General features: G+C 52.3%; 16 protein-coding genes. 2 read left to right on the forward strand and 14 right to left on the reverse strand.

What is annotated here, in order from left to right:
- Positions 1-6: 6 nt before the first annotated feature.
- Positions 7-450, reverse strand: a complete 444-nt coding sequence (locus tag JTN23_RS09350; protein WP_247234216.1) for a Gmad2 immunoglobulin-like domain-containing protein — start codon at positions 448-450, stop codon at positions 7-9.
- 88 nt (positions 451-538) lie between these two features.
- The gene (locus JTN23_RS09355) at positions 539-2,698 is read right to left on the reverse strand and encodes a S46 family peptidase (RefSeq protein ID WP_247234218.1); all 2,160 of its coding nucleotides are present in this window, start codon (positions 2,696-2,698) and stop codon (positions 539-541) included.
- 192 nt (positions 2,699-2,890) lie between these two features.
- Between JTN23_RS09355 and xth the strand changes: the two genes are divergently transcribed.
- On the forward strand, positions 2,891-3,670 hold the full coding sequence (gene xth / locus JTN23_RS09360) for an exodeoxyribonuclease III (protein ID WP_247234220.1): 780 nt from the start codon (positions 2,891-2,893) through the stop codon (positions 3,668-3,670).
- A gap of 302 nt (positions 3,671-3,972) precedes the next feature.
- Entirely contained in the window at positions 3,973-6,717 is a 2,745-nt protein-coding gene (locus tag JTN23_RS09365) for a cation-translocating P-type ATPase (RefSeq protein WP_247234222.1), read from the forward strand.
- Between the two features lie 116 nt (positions 6,718-6,833).
- On the opposite strand, the gene JTN23_RS09370 is transcribed toward JTN23_RS09365, so the two are convergent.
- From JTN23_RS09370 to JTN23_RS09425, 12 genes are all read right to left on the reverse strand, one after another.
- Complete coding sequence (locus JTN23_RS09370) at positions 6,834-7,385, reverse strand: cupin domain-containing protein (RefSeq protein ID WP_247234224.1); 552 nt, start codon at positions 7,383-7,385, stop codon at positions 6,834-6,836.
- Between the two features lie 156 nt (positions 7,386-7,541).
- A complete protein-coding gene (locus JTN23_RS09375) occupies positions 7,542-8,417 on the reverse strand; it encodes a dienelactone hydrolase family protein (RefSeq protein ID WP_247234226.1) in 876 nt (291 codons plus the stop codon).
- A gap of 88 nt (positions 8,418-8,505) precedes the next feature.
- Positions 8,506-9,000, reverse strand: a complete 495-nt coding sequence (locus JTN23_RS09380; RefSeq protein WP_247234228.1) for a heme-binding domain-containing protein — start codon at positions 8,998-9,000, stop codon at positions 8,506-8,508.
- Positions 9,001-9,089: 89 nt separating this feature from the next.
- Positions 9,090-9,785, reverse strand: a complete 696-nt coding sequence (locus JTN23_RS09385) for a DUF3575 domain-containing protein (protein WP_247234230.1) — start codon at positions 9,783-9,785, stop codon at positions 9,090-9,092.
- Positions 9,782-10,558, reverse strand: coding sequence for an LVIVD repeat-containing protein (locus JTN23_RS09390; RefSeq protein ID WP_247234232.1), 777 nt, complete (start codon positions 10,556-10,558; stop codon positions 9,782-9,784). Before JTN23_RS09390 ends, JTN23_RS09385 begins: the two co-directional genes overlap by 4 nt.
- Before the next feature lie 13 nt (positions 10,559-10,571).
- A complete protein-coding gene (locus tag JTN23_RS09395) occupies positions 10,572-11,108 on the reverse strand; it encodes an LVIVD repeat-containing protein (RefSeq protein WP_247234234.1) in 537 nt (178 codons plus the stop codon).
- Between the two features lie 201 nt (positions 11,109-11,309).
- The gene (locus JTN23_RS09400; protein ID WP_247234236.1) at positions 11,310-12,221 is read right to left on the reverse strand and encodes a DUF6454 family protein; all 912 of its coding nucleotides are present in this window, start codon (positions 12,219-12,221) and stop codon (positions 11,310-11,312) included.
- 157 nt (positions 12,222-12,378) lie between these two features.
- Complete coding sequence (locus JTN23_RS09405) at positions 12,379-13,443, reverse strand: NAD(P)H-dependent flavin oxidoreductase (RefSeq protein ID WP_247234238.1); 1,065 nt, start codon at positions 13,441-13,443, stop codon at positions 12,379-12,381.
- Between the two features lie 145 nt (positions 13,444-13,588).
- Positions 13,589-14,737 carry an Ntn hydrolase family protein gene (locus JTN23_RS09410; protein ID WP_247234240.1) on the reverse strand — a complete coding sequence of 383 codons (1,149 nt, stop codon included), beginning with the start codon at positions 14,735-14,737 and terminating at the stop codon, positions 13,589-13,591.
- Positions 14,738-14,837: 100 nt separating this feature from the next.
- Positions 14,838-15,461 carry an L-2-amino-thiazoline-4-carboxylic acid hydrolase gene (locus tag JTN23_RS09415; RefSeq protein ID WP_247234242.1) on the reverse strand — a complete coding sequence of 208 codons (624 nt, stop codon included), beginning with the start codon at positions 15,459-15,461 and terminating at the stop codon, positions 14,838-14,840.
- A 183-nt stretch (positions 15,462-15,644) separates the two neighbouring features.
- Positions 15,645-16,175, reverse strand: a complete 531-nt coding sequence (locus JTN23_RS09420; RefSeq protein ID WP_247234244.1) for a GNAT family N-acetyltransferase — start codon at positions 16,173-16,175, stop codon at positions 15,645-15,647.
- Between the two features lie 29 nt (positions 16,176-16,204).
- Positions 16,205-16,576: a DUF2200 domain-containing protein gene (locus JTN23_RS09425; protein WP_247234246.1), complete on the reverse strand. Its 372-nt coding sequence runs from the start codon at positions 16,574-16,576 to the stop codon at positions 16,205-16,207.
- Between the last annotated feature and the right edge of the window lie 72 nt (positions 16,577-16,648).

The raw sequence follows: 16,648 nt of genomic DNA on the forward strand, positions 1-16,648 counted from the left end.
ACTACTTTACTCCAGCTTAACCGGTAACTGATGCTGCCGGCTTCCGTCATTGGCGCTGGCTTCGTAGAGGATCAGCATGAGGGTGGAGTTTGGCTCCTGCTTCTGTACCTCGACCGTAAAATCGAAGGGGGCCCAGGCGGGCGCTCCGGCACTGGTCATCTGGTGGCCTTGCTTAAGTTCGTTGTGCCCATCCTCTACCACCCAGCTAAATGCCGCTTCGAATACCTGCGCCTGGCCTTGTATCTGGTACGTGTGCTCCCCCACCTTCCGGACCGTTACGTCTCTGAATCGCTCGTTGGAGTAGTTGGTACTATCTGCTGAGGGGGCGGCTGGCTCAGTGATGGTTTCTACATCTGCAGAGTCAGTCTGGGCATCTTGAGTAGTAGTATTGTCGCTATTCTGATTGCAGGCCAGCAGACTCAGGGCAAGCAAGAGGTAGACTAGTTTCATATTTTGCGTAGCTTGTGGTGTTAAGATACTCCATTTTATATAGAAAAGCCCCGCACCGGCGGGGCTTTTCTAATAGTGCAGGTGCAAACTACTTGCGAATAGTTAGCTCTTTAATAATGTGGTCGGCGCCGCCCATCCGGTCGATGAGCCACAGTACGTAGCGGATGTCCACGTTGATGGTGCGGTTCAGGTCCTTGTCGAAAGCAATCTTGTGGCTGAGCGCCTCGTAGTTGCCGTCAAAGGCCAGACCAATCAGTTCGCCGTTGCCGTTGATAACGGGCGAGCCGGAGTTACCGCCGGTAATGTCATTGCTGGTGATAAAGTTAACAACCAGATCACCGGTACGAGCGTCTTTGTAGGGGCCGTAGTTCTTCTCCTTCGCCAGACTTACCAGTCCTTCCGGCAGGTCAAACTCGTAATCACCCGGCTTGTACTTCTCGAGTACTCCTTTCATGGTAGTCACATAATCGTACGTAACGCCATCGCGTGGTTGGTAATCATCTACCTTTCCGTACGAAACCCGCATGGTAAAGGTCGCATCGGGGTACAGGGCTTTGCCAGGATTCATCTCCCGTACTCCTTTCAGGTACAGTCGCCCCCACTCATTATTCTGGGAAACAAACTGCTGGTACTGGGGCAGGTACTTGCTCTGGTAGTTGCGGATAAAGGCGCTCGCCAGATTATAGGCCAGGTCCTGCTGCAGGGTAGTCACGTCCGGGTTACGGACAAAGGCATTCCACTTCGCGTCGTTCAGGATGATGGTGTTGCTGAAGACCTGGTCGGTGTACCTTTCGTAGGTAGAGGCTTTGTCCAGGGCACCGTACTCGCTCCGGATGGCTTCATACAAGGCAGTAGGCTGCTGGTCCTTCGGTACCTCGTTATAGTACATCTGCAGTACCGAAGTCACGATGTTCTTATCCGAAGGTCGGTTGTGGGCCTTCTGGAAATTCTGACGGGCATTACTCACGCTCTCAATGGCCTTCTGGATATCAGCAGAGGCAGCATTGGGCTTGGCCAGGGCAGCTTCCAGCTGTTGTAAAGAGGCCGCAAAAGACAGCAGGGGAGAGCCCAGGATACCTTCAGTGATGTACACCCGGTGCAGGGCGTAGGGGCGCCAGGCGGCGTAGGTCTGTTCCAGATCCGTAAAGATAGTCTTATACTCCGGTTTGGACTGAGCCCACTTCACGAAGGCTTCTTCTTCCTTCTTCTTCTGCCCCAATACATCGTACTTCAGGAGCTGCTCGGTTTCGCCCTTAAAGAACTTCCAGTAGTTGGCAATGGAGGCATAGTCAGAGGCCAGCTGAAGCTTGGTAGCCGGATCATCTTTCATCTGCTCAAACATGTACTTGAGGCGCATGTCCCGCAGCTTGACCAGCGTAGGGTTATTGACTTCGGTAGCCAGCTGCACGCCGTACGATGACTCGTAGCGGTTGGTACTGCCCGGGTAGCCAAAGATCATGGCAAAGTCATTTTCCTTCACGCCTTTCAGCGAAATAGGCAGGTGGTACTTTGCTTTCAGCGGTACGTTGGTAGTGGTGTAGGGAGCCGGTTTACCATCCGCAGTTGCATATACTCTAAACACCGAAAAATCGCCGGTGTGGCGGGGCCACTCCCAGTTGTCGGTGTCACCGCCAAACTTGCCCACACTCTCCGGCGGAGTACCTACCAGGCGCACGTCGTTGTAGCGCTGGTACACAAACGCCAGAAACTGGTTGCCCTTGAAGAGGGGACTTACCCGGGTCTCGAGGTTTTTGGACAGATCGCTCATCCGGCTGTTGATGTGGCTGATCACCGCGGCCTGCTTGCTGGCCCTGGCCGCACCGGACAGCCCTGCCAGCGAGTCATTCACCTCTTTGGTGACGTCATCAATCCTGACCAGAAACTGCACCGTCAGGTTAGTAGGGATTTCCTCGCTGTTGTTTTTGGCGTAAAAGCCGTCGCGTAGGTAGTTGTGCTCCACCGAGCTGGCGCTGGCAATGGCGCCATAGCCGCAGTGGTGGTTGGTAAAGATCAGGCCCTTGGAGCTGACGATCTCACCGGTACAGCCATTCCCAAAAATGATAATGGCGTCTTTGATGGAAGCTTTGTTGACGTTGTATAATTGTTCTTTAGAAAGTTTAAGGCCTTTCTTGACCATGTCGTTGTACACCTGCTGGCCCAGCAGCAGGGGAAGCCACATACCTTCGTCAGCGGCCGCCCTGAACACGAGGGACACACTCAGAAAGCAGGTAATAATGAATCTTTTCATACATTGAAGTTTTAGTGAACAATACCGCGGCAAACGGTATTAAAATACATCTGGCAAAAGTACTCTAAGCGATGAGATTCTTATTAAACCAGAATAATACAAAATTAGCTAAATGATTGGTATGTCGCTGCCGAAGACGGGTCATTCGTGCTGAGGATGGTCACACCAGGCAGCTATTGAGATCACTCCTATATGAGAATAGCCACCTACAATGTCAACGGAATCAATGCCCGGCTGCCGGTGCTGCTGCGCTGGTTGCAAACTACCACGCCGGATGTAGTATGTCTGCAGGAGCTGAAAACGCCGGATGAGAAGTTTCCGATAGAAGCCATCACCGAAGTGGGGTACCAGGCCGTGTGGCACGGACAAAAAAGCTGGAACGGCGTAGCCATCCTGACGCGCCACCACGAGATACAGGAGGTGAAGCGGGGGCTGCCGGGCGATCCGGACGATGAGCAGAGCCGCTACATCGAGGCCACGGTGAATGGTATCCTGATCGGCTGTCTGTACCTGCCCAATGGCAACCCGGCCCCCGGTCCGAAGTTTGACTATAAGCTGCGGTGGATGGAGCGACTGAACAGCTATGCGGCCGGTCTGCTTGCCCTCAATAAACCTGTACTACTTACCGGCGATTACAACGTCATACCCACCGAACGGGATGTGTACCGGCCGGAGCGCTGGCTGGATGATGCGCTTTTTCGCCCGGAATCCCGCTCGGCTTTCCACGCTCTTCTTGGGCAGGGCTGGATTGACGCCCTCCGGAAGCTCCATCCGGACGAAACCATCTATACCTTCTGGGACTATTTCCGAACCTCTTTCAGCCGCAATGCCGGGCTACGCATTGACCACTTTTTGCTCAGCTCGCAGCTCGAGAGCCGCCTCCTGGCCGCCGGGGTAGATCGGGACGTGCGGGGGTGGGAAAAGACGAGCGATCACGCTCCGGTATGGGTCCAATTGTCCGGGGAGGTGTAGTTTTGGCTGGGGGAGGTGGTGATGCTGACCATTAGAATTCGATTAAAATTTGATGCCCATACAGGAGGAGGAGCTGACACTGAGGCAGGATAACTGATAGAAAATCAGCGATATAAGCCTACGACTTCCTTTTTAGAGCATTATATTACTGTTAATCTTTATGTATAATGTACAATACCCCTTCTTCAAGGGGTATGTTTTTTTTGCCCTGTCTGACCTCTTGTAGCCTTCTTGTTTTGCTACAAAGGACTGTTTACTTCTAAGCAGTCCCGTAAAATGATGTAAGTAAAATAAAATGTACTATGATCAGGACAGTAGAGACTAAGAGTGAGCTAACCCCACAATCCATAGCACAGCAGCCGTGGCACAGCCTGCCAGCAGACGAGGTACTTGAGTACATGCAGGTATCCGATTCAGGCGGATTGAGTGAGGATGAGGTAGCCCGTCGTAAGGAACAGTTTGGCCGCAACATCATGACACCCAAAAAGCAGCAGAGCGCATTCATCAGATTCCTGCTGCAGTTTCACCAGCCTTTGATTTATATTCTTCTGGCTGCTACGATAGTAACCATCTTTCTGGAAGAGTACATTGATGCTATCGTGATCTTCGCGGTGGTACTGGTCAACGCCGTAATCGGTTATGTACAGGAGTCGAAGGCGCTGGCGGCCATAGATGCCCTGGCCAAAAGCATGTCAGCCCATGCTCAGGTACTCCGAAATGGCAAGCGGCAGAGTATTGATGCCCAGGAGCTGGTGCCGGGTGATATCGTAATCGTGCAGTCTGGTGATAAGTTTCCGGCGGACGTACGTCTGATCCAGGCGCGCGATCTGAAGGTGGACGAGTCGGCCCTGACGGGGGAGTCGGTAGCAGTGGAGAAAAATACGGAACCGGTAGCCGCTGACAATGTACTGGGAGATCGCTTGGATATGGGCTTTTCGTCCACCGTAGTTACCTACGGGCAGGGCCGGGGCGTAGTAGTAAGTACGGGTGACGGTACGGAGGTAGGTAAGATACAGAAGTCTATCAACACCGCTCAGGACCTGGAAACACCCCTCACCAAAAAGATAAAGGAGTTTAGCCACCTGTTGCTCTGGGTGATACTGGGCCTTTCGGCAGTGGTGTTTGTGGTCGGTTTTACCAGGGGCGAATCGCTCGTCGATAACTTCATGGTGGCGGTGGCACTGGCCGTTGGTGCCATTCCGGAGGGCCTACCGGTGGCGGTTACCATTATGCTGGCGCTGGGCGTATCTAAGATGGCAGCCCGCCAGGCCATTATTCGCAAGCTGGTAGCGGTAGAAACACTGGGAAGTACCAACGTGATCTGCTCCGATAAAACAGGTACCCTCACCGAAAACCAGATGACCGTACAGCAGGTAGCGGCCGGTGGAAAGTACTATCAGGTGGATGGCCTGGGGTACCGGCCCGAGGGCACGATCCAGGAAGACAAAAAGAAGGTAGAGGTAGGCTCCAATAGGGCGCTGGACCTATGCCTGAAGGTGGGGCTACTCTGTAACGATAGCTCCGTAGTACAGAAAGAAGGCGCCTGGACCGTCGAGGGTGACCCCACCGAAGGTGCCCTGGAAGTAGTGGCCCGTAAGGCCGGCTATGACAGAAAAAAGCTGGATCAGGAGCTGCCACGGCAGGATACTATACCCTTTGAGTCGGAGTACCAGTACATGGCTACGCTACACGGAGGAGACCAGCCGGTTATCTTCCTGAAAGGCTCCCTGGAAGCCGTGATCGAGCGTTGTACCAAAGCATTACAAGCGGATGGTACCCTCACCGACATTGACCACGATCGTATTAATCAGCAGGTAGATCAGATGGCCAATGACGGCCTCAGGGTATTGGCCTTTGCCTATAAAGAAGCGGAGGGCGGCCTTCAGGATATTGATCATTCTACTACCGAAAAGGGGCTGGTATTCCTGGGCGTACAGGGGATGATTGACCCTCCGCGTAAGGAAGCCGTAGAAGCCGTGCACCTGTGCCAGCAGGCAGGTATAGACGTAAAAATGATCACGGGCGACCACGCCGCTACGGCCTCTGCCATTGCCAGCCAGATCGGCCTCAATGGACGTCAGGAAAATGGAAAGCTGGTAGCTATCACCGGCAGGGAGCTGCAGCAGATTGACGACCGGGAACTGCAAGAGGTGGCCGAGAATATTTCGGTCTTTGCCCGGGTGTCTCCCGACCAGAAGCTGCGGCTGGTAAAAGCCCTGCAGGCCCGGGACCATGTAGTAGCCATGACCGGTGACGGGGTCAACGATGGTCCGGCCCTTAAGCAGGCCAACATAGGTATTGCTATGGGGATCACCGGTACGGATGTAGCCAAGGACGCGGCAGATATGGTACTTACCGATGATAACTTCTCGTCCATTGAGGGGGCGGTGGAGGAAGGACGTAGTGTATTCGACAACCTCACCAAGTTTATCGTTTGGACGCTGCCAACCAACCTGGGCGAGGGACTCATAATACTAACTGCGGTGATCCTGGGATCACAACTGCCCATTCTGCCCGTGCAGATTCTCTGGATCAACATGACTACTGCGGTGCTACTGGGGCTTACCCTGGCTTTTGAGCCCAAAGAGCCCGGTATCATGGATCGTCCCCCACGACCCGCCAACGAACCTATTCTGACCCGGGACCTGATCATGCGTACCCTGCTGGTGGGCGCTCTTCTGTTCCTGGCTTCGTTCGGCCTCTTTTACTATGAACAGGAAATGGGAGCTACTATCACCGAAGCCCAGACCGTGGCTACTACCACTATGGTAGTGCTGGAGGCCTTTTACCTGTTGAACTGCAGGTCCCTGGAAAGGCCCATGCGTGAGATTGGTTTCTTCTCTAATATGTGGGTATACTACGGCATTGCTGCCATGTTCTTCTTCCAGGCCCTGTTTATTTATGCGCCCTTCATGCATACCCTGTTTGGCTCAAGTCCTCTTAGTATGATGCAGGTACTCCGCATTTTCGGGGCGGGGGTAGTGCTATTCGTAATAGTGTCCATCGAAAAGGCCATACGTTACAAGCTCCACCAGAAGAAGAGCTAAGCGCTGGTGATTTGGCAGAGGTACTCTTTCGCTACGAGTCTACGACCCTGGCGAACGAGTACCTCTGTTATTATAAGTACCTTTCCCTATTCATTCTGAAACAGGAGTTTTACCTTTTAATCCAGATACTTCTCATAGGTTGGTTTGTATCCAAGCAGGTAGGCCAGGGGGGTCAGGATGGCGAAGACCGCTTTCTGGATGGCATAATTGGGCTTAGCCAGTCGCATAACATGATCATACTTATTGATCATCATGGCTACCTGCAGGAGCGGAGGCATACCTGCGTCATTGGTTTTGCCGTCGTTAGCCAGGCCGTGGAGCGTCTCGAGCAGGTGATCCGTTTCCAGAGCGGGGCGTACCTTCCAGTTTACGACGGCCCTGTCAGGAGTACTGTTCCACATCGAGTGTACTTTGTTTTTGGGGACATCTAGCCGGTCCCCCTTTCTAAGTACCCTTAGCTGACCATCCATTCGAATGTTTATTTCACCTTCCAGTACGATAAAGGTTTCATCCTGATTGGGGTGGTAGTGTGCAGCCGGTTCTTTGGAAAACGCGTTGTACGTGGTTTCCATCTCCAGAAGCTGTCCGTCAGTGTCCTTGCCTGTCAGCAGAAACCGGATGTCCTGCTGTGTCTTGGGGTTAGAGATTTTCTTGTTCCTGTAAGCCATTTTTCAAAGTCGCTAATAGATGAAAATTTGATTGATAGTATACTCAACGTTGGGTAATTGTCATGGCTGGTTCTGGCCGCTCAGGCCATAAAAGAGGGCATACCACCTGGTTTTGGCAGGTATGCCCGGTATGCTAAGTAATACAGTACTTAGTGCCTATACCTTAAACTTCTTCTTCAGATAGTTCAGGGCCATGCCGTGCGCTTCCTTTGTAAGGGCTTCGTCGTACCTGGGGTTGCTGGGGTTGGCAAAGCCGTGGACGCCGGGGAAGATCTTATAGGTAAGTTGCTTACCGGCCTTTTTCATGTTAGCGTCAAACTGCTCAATGACTTCCTTCGAGATGCGTTCTTCGGTAGCAAAGAGCCCCAGTACATCGCTGTTGAGGGTCCGGAGCTGCTCCACATCCTGCACTGGCATACCATAGTACATCACCGAGCCGATGTTGTTCTTGCCCCCCAGGATAGCCGAGCGCAGTGACCAGCTGCCGCCAAAACACCAGCCAACGTTAGCTACCTGAGCCTTCGTACCCGCGTAGTTGTAGCCACCTTTCACGATACTGACCAGGCGATCTTCCTTGGTACCTGACATGATCTTGCCGGCTTCCTGTGGGTTGCTCGTTACCTGGCCATCGTACATATCCAGCGCCAGTACGTTCACGTTCTCGCCCAGATCTTTGTAAAAGTTATCCGACTCGCGGCGGATGTAGTCATTGAGTCCCCACCATTCCTGGTACACAAACAGCCACTTATCGCTCGGCCTTTTGGCCTTGATCAGGTACCCGTTGGCATCTTTGCCGTCGGGTGTTTTGAAAGTGATGTTCTGGCCCTGACCGTCGTACTGCAGGGGGAGGGGAGCCGGGTGCAGCGCCTGAAACGCCGGGTCCAGCGCAAACCGCTTCATACCCTCTTCGGGCATGGCGGGAGTATAACATACCGGTATGCCCGGCTCAGCGGCGGGAGCGGCGGGTTGCCAGCCCCAGAAGCTGAGGGTACCTACCAGCATCAGGTGGAGAATGATCAGAAGTCTTGACATACGAATGAGTATTAGGGTTGATGTAAGCTACGTCACCTACTACACCAGGTGCCGCGCTTTTGTTTGGGCGCTCCGGCACTCCGCCTGATTAGCCGCGGCGCTTACGTACCAGGCTGTCGGCGGGGTAGTTGGCCTTGAGCGTATCCATCTGCGCGCGGGCCCACTGGATCAGGCGCTGCTTTTGCGCCTCGGTGAGGTTGGCCTCGGGGTGCATACCCAGGTAGGTATACTCCTTCATCGGCATTTCGCTTTCTTCTACTACCTCCACTATTTCTTCCAGTTTGTGGTACTGCCGGGCCAGGGGCGCGTTAGTGAAGGCCGAGAAGTTGAGGTGCTCCTTACCCTCCTGAATGTGGTGGTCGAGCCACCAGGCTACCGGCTGCACGTTGGAGTACCAGGGGTAGATGGTCTGGTTGGAGTGGCAGTCGTTGCAGGCTATACTCAGGATGTGCTGCACGTCCTGCGGGACGTCGTAGCGGGTAGCGATGTCATAGGTACGGTCGTTGGAACTGTTAGGCGTAGGACGTATAAGCTGAATGATAACGAGCAGAACAATTACGCCAAGAAAAATTTTACCGATCATGAGAGAGTGAGAGTTTTGAGTGAATAGATAAGGTACCTGAAAAATACCTTAGCATAAGCAGCTTTAGCCCCCCGCTTACTCAAAACAGACTATCGCACAGGAAGAGGCCCCAGTATCCACCCCAGATGAAATCCCACACTCAGGCTGGGAGCCGGACCGTAGCGGCCGGGGGTATCCGGCCTGAACCATACCGGCTCATCATCAGTAAACAGGGTCTCATTCTCAACGCTAAGATTCCGTACCGTGAGCGAGCGCAGGCCCAGCCCCCAGTAAAAGTCCAGGTTCATACGGGGAGAGAGTATGTACTGCCAGCCCATTTTGAGATGGTAGGCACTCAGAAAGCGTCCCAGGTTGACCATCCGATTCTCGAAGTAGGCACACTGCCACGGGTTGGCACAATCCATCCCCTGGGCGCGCCACTCCCGGATGCTGTTCTTCTTGAATAGGTACTCTGCCGCAAAGTACCCCGCTCCGTTCCGGTTCTGACGGTAGTACATACGTAGTTGCGTTCGGAAGCGCCATGTCTCCTTATTGGGGTAGTCTTCGCGCTCCGACGGGAAGAAGTTGAAAGCCGAGTGACCATAGCCCAGTTCCTGCTGAACGCTGTACTTCGGGTTGGGCAGTGGTATTTCGATGCCCGCCTGCAGGGTATTGTCCAGATCAAAGAGCGTGAGCGGAGTGACCTTAATAATAGGCTGTCTGTTCAGGGAATCGGGCCTCTGTGCAAACCCCGTGCTGACTCCCGCCCACAGTGCTACCACTCCTATCAATAGTAACTTTTTCATTCTACGGGTATTTTGCTGAGGAGTTCGAGAGAGGTGCCGGTGGTCTGGCTGTCGTAGCGGTACTGGTACAGGCCATTCTTTCCGGTCACGATCAGGGTATTTTTGTTAGGTATTACATCGTATGAGGGGACATTCGTCAGGAACTGAGTCTGAGTAGGTACGGCCGGGTTGGTGATATCAAATACTTTCAGCCCTTTTTCGCCTTCACACACGAATAACTTGTTGCCATCTACCCCCAGGCCGTAAGGCGTCTCGAGTGGCTGGGTATTCAGGAGCTGGGGATTGGCCGGATTGGATACATCTACCACGTCGAGCGAGCTCATATTATTCCACTGGCGGCAGGCGGCTCCACCGCGGAGGGTGACGTAGGCAAAGGAGCCCTGTACCACCACCGGATCGCAGCTCATGACGTGCCGGTACTTCGAGAGCAGCACCGGCGACTGGGGCTGGCGGCTGTCAAAGATGTACATGCCGTCGTTGGCCCCGACGAACAGGTTCTTCTGGTAGGGGAAGATGGTCTCGATGCCCATGCCCAGCTCGGCCTTGCCCTTTCGTGTGGGGGCAGAAGGACTCGAAATGTCATAGACATCCAGGCTGTTGTGGGTGACGATATAGAGGGTGTTGTCGGTAATGGCGAAGCGGGCCATGGAGCCTCCTACGCCGGTAGCACCGGGACCCACGTCGGCCGAGCCGGCCATTTCGCAGCGCCACATCACCAGGGGTACTACACCGGCCAGTACTATTGTATAGAGCGAACGGATAAATCTTTTCATCGGTACGGGTGGTTTAGCGGTAACAGTTGGGACGTACGGACATGGCTACTTTCTCCCAGCCCACTACGACTCCTTTGGTATCGTCGACGCATTCGAAGTAGGTATTCTGAAAAGGCGGGTACTTGCTGAGTGGGATGGCCTTCTCGACCCGCTTGGCAATCTGTACCTTTGTCGGATCACTAATGTCAAATACGACCAGGTCGGTACCATTATCGGCGTAGAGCCACTGCCCCTTAACGGCTATGTCGTAATTGCCGGGAATGGACACAAAGGCCAGGTTTTCGGGATGGCTGGGGTCGCTGTTGTTGATGATATGCACGCCTGAGCCCATCTCGTTGATAAACAGGAAGCTCCCCAGCAGGTAAATCTTACCCGGATTGCGGAGGGGCCGGGCCGGTAGCGACTTGATGTCTTTTTGCTCCTGGGCCGTAGCGTAAATGGGCCGATAGGCCATGCCATCAAACTGCGGACCCGGCGGGGCCTCGTCCATGGCGGTATTACAGGCCGCCAGACCCAGCACCAGTAGTAGTGAATAGAAAGGTATCTTCATAGCGATAGTAGTTTCCTCTAGGAGCTATTTCCATAGCTTTTCGTTGTAAACCTAGATAAAGTAGTGCTTGCAGCAAGCACCATGCCGAATCAACCGTGGTATTTAGGCGTTGAAATGTAACTTTTGGGTAAATTACTGTACGGGGCCACTAGAGAGCTGAGGCTTGTACTGCATAATTGGTGATGCAAGTATAGCAGCGAACTACTTCACCAGTACTTCGTACACGTACAGGGTAGCCTCCCCATCATCCGGTACGAAGTACGCCCGGAGTCCCTGCGAGGTACTTTCGAGCCAGAAGGGGTTCTGGGTCATGGGGCGGCCCGATGGCGCCCATAGCGGCACGGGTACCTGGTGTACGGGCTGGTGCGTAGTCAGGTCCACCAGCTCCAGGCCACCCAGGCGGAAGGTGGTGGTACCCTGTCGGTAGCTCTTCAACCCGCCGCACAGCATCAGGTGGTTGCCCAGGTAGTGGCAATCCTGGTAGTCGATGTAGAAGGAAGGGTTCGGGATGCGGAGCTGCTCCGGGCTGGGGCTGGTGGCAGGTACCTGCCCTTGTACATCCAGCTTCCACCCATAGTAGGTGCGGGAGCCCCAGCTGATACTGTGGAGGGTGTGGGAGTCGGTGTCGTGGACGATGCCACCCAGGTGATCCTTGAAGCGAAAGACTTCCATGACCCGCAGGCTCTTGGGCTCGACCTTGTACACCACCGAACTACTGTTGGGCCGATACTCCGCTACGGGTACCCATATAAAGTGTCCGTCGTAGTCAATGCCGCCGGGGTGGTACTTGGCGCCCTCGCCCAGCTTTACATCCGCCAGCAGGGTACCCTGCGAATTAAAATTGAACAAATGTCCCACACCTTTTCCGTTCGCGCGATCCAGTACTTCCACCGATGACATAAAGAAATCTGAGCCAACCTTGACCATACCCTGTGGGTGGTGTACCGGAAAGGCGAGGGGAATAGCGGCCACCTGTGTCCAGGTAGTGGTGTCGCGCAGGGAGCGGACTTTATGGATTAGAGTAGCGGGAGGCTGACGTTGCCCATGTACCAGGCCGTACGAAAGCAGCGGGAGCAGGCTTATCAGGAGCAGCTTTCTTATGAACTGATTCATCGGGAGTAAAGGTACTGGTGGTTTTGGGAGCAACGTTAGATGGCTTTGCGGAGTAGAGGTACTCTCTGTTCAGAATCCTCCAGATACTTGATATAGGATCAGTGGCTTGAGTACTTGCTCGTCCGCCTCTAGTTTATGAAGCCAGGGTTAGCACTGGTTAGCTATACAGTACTTTGTATTGTTCTACCAGATTTAGAAATACTTCCTTGGCTGATTTCCTTTCTGTTCCTCCGGCGGATTGTCCAGCCCATAGAGTTGTGTAGTCACTATCGCCTGCCTGCTGGGCTAACTTTCGCAGTTTTGCTATCAGGCTATTTTGCACCGGATAGGGTGGAATGGGGACACCAGACTCTTCAATTTCACTCATTAGCTCGTTTCGAATACCTCTGGCCCATCTTCCGGAAAAAGCTCTGGTAAGGGATGTGTCGGTATCTTTGGCTGCTGTAAGCTTGTCTTTATAGGAAGCAATGGCCTGACTTTCCTCTGTTCCGATAAAAGCGGTTCCGATTTGTACGGCATCAGCACCCAGTTCAAAGGCCGCTTTGATACTTTGTGCACTGTTTATCCCACCTGCGGCGATACAGGGTATTTGTACAGCGCTTTTGACTTGTGGCAATAATGAGAAAAGCCCCACCTGTGGCAGAGGAATACTTTCAATGAAGGTACCCCGATGCCCACCGGCTTCAACGCCCTGAACAGTAATCAGGTCTATAGAATGTTGCTGCAAATACAAGGCTTCTTCTACGCAAGTAGCGGTGCCAATGAGCGTACAGCCGATACTTTTAAGCAGTTGGATGGTCGTATTATCCAAGCAACCAAATGTGAAGCTGACAATAGAGACTCCTTCCTGAATTAAAGTGTCTATCTGGTCGTGGTAGGTATACAACTGAAAGTCTGACAGGTTAGCTGCATCGAGTTGATAACCCCTTTTAGTTGCCAGTTGCATAAGCAGGTGCCGCATGGGTTCTATGTCTTCCTCTGTATAGGGAGGAACCGCATGAGCAAAAAGGTTAACGGCAAAGGGTTTATTAGTCAGGGTTTGGGTTTGGCGGATCAGTTGCTGTATTACTTCTGGCGATAATCCGCCAACAGGCAGCGATCCAAGTCCACCTTCATTGGATACGGCAGCGACCATTTCAGGTGTAGATACCCCCAGCATCGGAGCTTGTATGATTGGATATTTTAGCTTCAGGATGTCTGTTACCGTGCTTTTCCAGCTCATCGTACTTATTGATTATAACCTTACTACGTGCACCTAAACATACGAAAGATTTCACTTCACTATGTTGTCAGCGGCGAATGGTTTTGTTACATCCTAGTATTTCTGCTATTACTAGTTGTCAGCATCCGTAATTTTACTAAAATGCTTACTTAGACTTCTGCTCCCAGCCTTCCGACTTTACTACCGTCAGCTGATTTTTGTCATTGAGCACAAAGCGCTGCAGAATGGTGAAATTTTCGTATTCAATCAGGTAGAGGAAGCTTCTTTGTTGGTCTGTCTCTTTGCGTTCCAGTAGCGTAAATGATTCGATCCTGCCCAGCTTTTTAGCCTCTTCCTGAATATCCTTTATCGAAGGGGCAATTTGCTGCCATAGTTCCGGACTAAACTCCTCTGCTTTCAAAGCTCCGGTGGCATTATTTTCAAAAAGAGACCTGAATCGTTGGTCAATGGCGGGATCGGGATCAGGTACTGGTGTGTACCCATCGTGCAAAAACCGCTTCATTCCGGGCCGGAGTGCCAGTGGTGCCCCATTCAGCTGGTTGGTGAGCTGAGGCATGTCGTAGTAGTGTCCTCCTTTGGCCAGCTCAGTTGACATATTAAGCCTGATTTCCGCCTGCTGATCCCCCGGAGGTACCAGGTAGATATCGCCCGACCGCAAATCGTATATACTGGAATACTTGGTAGCATACTGCCCCTGTTGCAGACAGGCCTGCAGAATGGGTAACCCGCCCTGCACGGTAGGTTGGGGTGCTTTGGTCAGATGTTCTTTCAGGGCTTTTTCTCCGTACCCAAATCCCCTTGACTGATTAGACCGGGCAAAGTAGAGCTGGCCGTTGCGGGCGCCTATAATTACGGAAGCACCGGATTTGTCGGCGATCATGATGCGGGCGTAGGAGAAGCTCGGCTCCTGGTATTTCTGATAGAAGGCAATGGCTTCCTCCACGGTGGCGCAGCTTTCGAGCATGCGTTCGCTGGGGTTGCCCCGTAGTTTTAAGAGGTGTGGGGCCGGTACGTACTGCTCATTAACCCCTGCTACCCAGTCAAACGCCAGTCCGACGGTGTTGACGCCACCCTGCGCCCAGTCATTATCAAACCCAACGTACGCCATCCCGTAGTACCCCTTCCCGCCGGGCAGAAACCAGATCCGGGTAGCCGGATTGGAGTAGTCTTCGTTGTTAAAGAACAGGGTTCTTTCGGCATCGGTGAGGACAAAAATGGTACAGGCGTATACGGGTACCGCGAGTACCATGCCGAGTATACTAAGAAAGAAGCCCTTCAACGATATACTTTTCATAGCATTTGAGCTTTTAGAGGTAGAAGTCAGCAGGTGTATCTGAGTACTTTGCTGAGCTAATGTACTTATTATGAGTTGGATCACAAGGGTGAGCGCCTGATTAGGATTCTACCTTAAATCTGAAATCGCACCTGGCTGCTCCGTTTGCAATGGTTCCCGTTCTGATTAGTTTAAGTCCGGCCAATTCCGAAGTAATCTGGTCCACTTCACAGAGTATTGTAGCGTATCTGAAATAATTATGTTTCGTGAATAGCTTACATATCCCACATTCCAAAATATCCACTCCGTAGCCGATTCCGAACGTTTCCTGTCTGTCTGTGATGATGTGGGCAATAAAGCCTTCCGTACTTGTATTTACCATTGTCTTTTTCTGAAAGGCTCTGATGAGGATTTGTCCGGGCCAGGTACTTATCAGTTTAGGTACTTGACGTTTGACGAATGCATGAACCCTATTTTTGGGCTGTACGTAGGCGGTTACTATTTCAAGACAAATCTTTCTGATTGTATCGTATGATTCACCTTTTTCGTCCAAGGTTTTGATCAATGCCAGGAAGTACGCGCTAAAATCAAGTCGTTTATCGATTGGATTGCCTGAGGTAGAAGCAAATTTGGTATCTACCGAAATGGTTGCATAATGATTGTCCGTGTTGGCAATCACTTGGTCAAACTCGCCCGGATAGTAGTCCTTTATGGATCTGATAAAATATTTTCTGTAGTTATTCATCGTATCCGCCTATTTATTGTCGTACTGTACGTAGATGAGGAGAAAATGGAGAATGTGAAAGGACAGAAACTCGTATCCACACCGTACTTAAGCTTACTATTCGCCTTTGCCTGGTACCTATTTCTTATAAACGGAAGTTAATCAAGTGCCATAAGAATAGAGAAGCAATGACTTAAAGCCCTGCTAGTCGTCCAGGCGCCCGTAGTAGATCAGATCAACGAGCTCGCCGGAGGTGGTTTTATAATCACGGCGCAGGACACCTTCGCGCTCAAAGCCACTGCTTTCGGCCATGCGTTTGGCCGCAGTATTGCTGTCGTGGGTGCGAAGAAAAAGCTTCCGAAAGCCGAAAGTGGTGAAGCAGTAGGTACAGAATGTCTGCAATGCTTTGGTCCCGACGCCTTTACCGGCATAGTCGGCATCAATATAAAAGCCTACTTCTGATTTGGGGACCGTCCAGTCTATATTTTTCAGGTCCAGAAAGCCCGCAAATCGTCCGCTGCGTTCGTCCACGATCAGGTAGGGAAAGTAGGTCCGGTTTTGGGTCCGCTCGGTGATATCCGCCAGAAATTCTCGGGTAGCTTCCAGACTCTGGGTACGGGACACGGTACCGGTAAAGAAATCTTCCAGCCGTTTCCGGTTCCGCTCTACCAGCTCATAGTAAGGTACCAGATCGTCGGTTGTGAGTAGTCTGATCGTGTAGTAGTCAAATCTCATGTATTCCTGTACGTTTGTTCCAGGCTGCTCTACGCCACCCGCAGAATCTTCTCCATGGTACGTCCTTTCGCGAGTTCATCCACCAACTTGTCCAGGTACCTGACCTGTTGCGTCAACGGATTCTCTATTTCCTCTACCCGGTAGCCACAAATGGAGCCAGTAATGAGCTGGGCATTGGGGTGTAAGGAAGCCTGACGAAAGAAGGTTTCAAACGTTGCTTTTTCAGCAATAAGCTCCTGCAGCTTTCGGTCATCATATCCCGTCAGCCACTCAATAACCTGATGCAGTTCTTCCTTCGTTCGCCCTTTCTTCTCTACTTTGGTCAGGTAATGGGGGTATACCGAGGCGAACGTCATGTTGGCCATACGTTCATCGTGATTGGTTGCGCTGTTGCTGTTCATAGCAAGTATCTGGATAGGATCGCTTAATCTATTTTAGCCTTTCAGATAGTATCCTTCTTATCAAGTGGTTGT

The sequence above is a fragment of the Telluribacter roseus genome, from assembly GCF_017355915.2.
GTDB lineage: Bacteria > Bacteroidota > Bacteroidia > Cytophagales > Spirosomataceae > Telluribacter.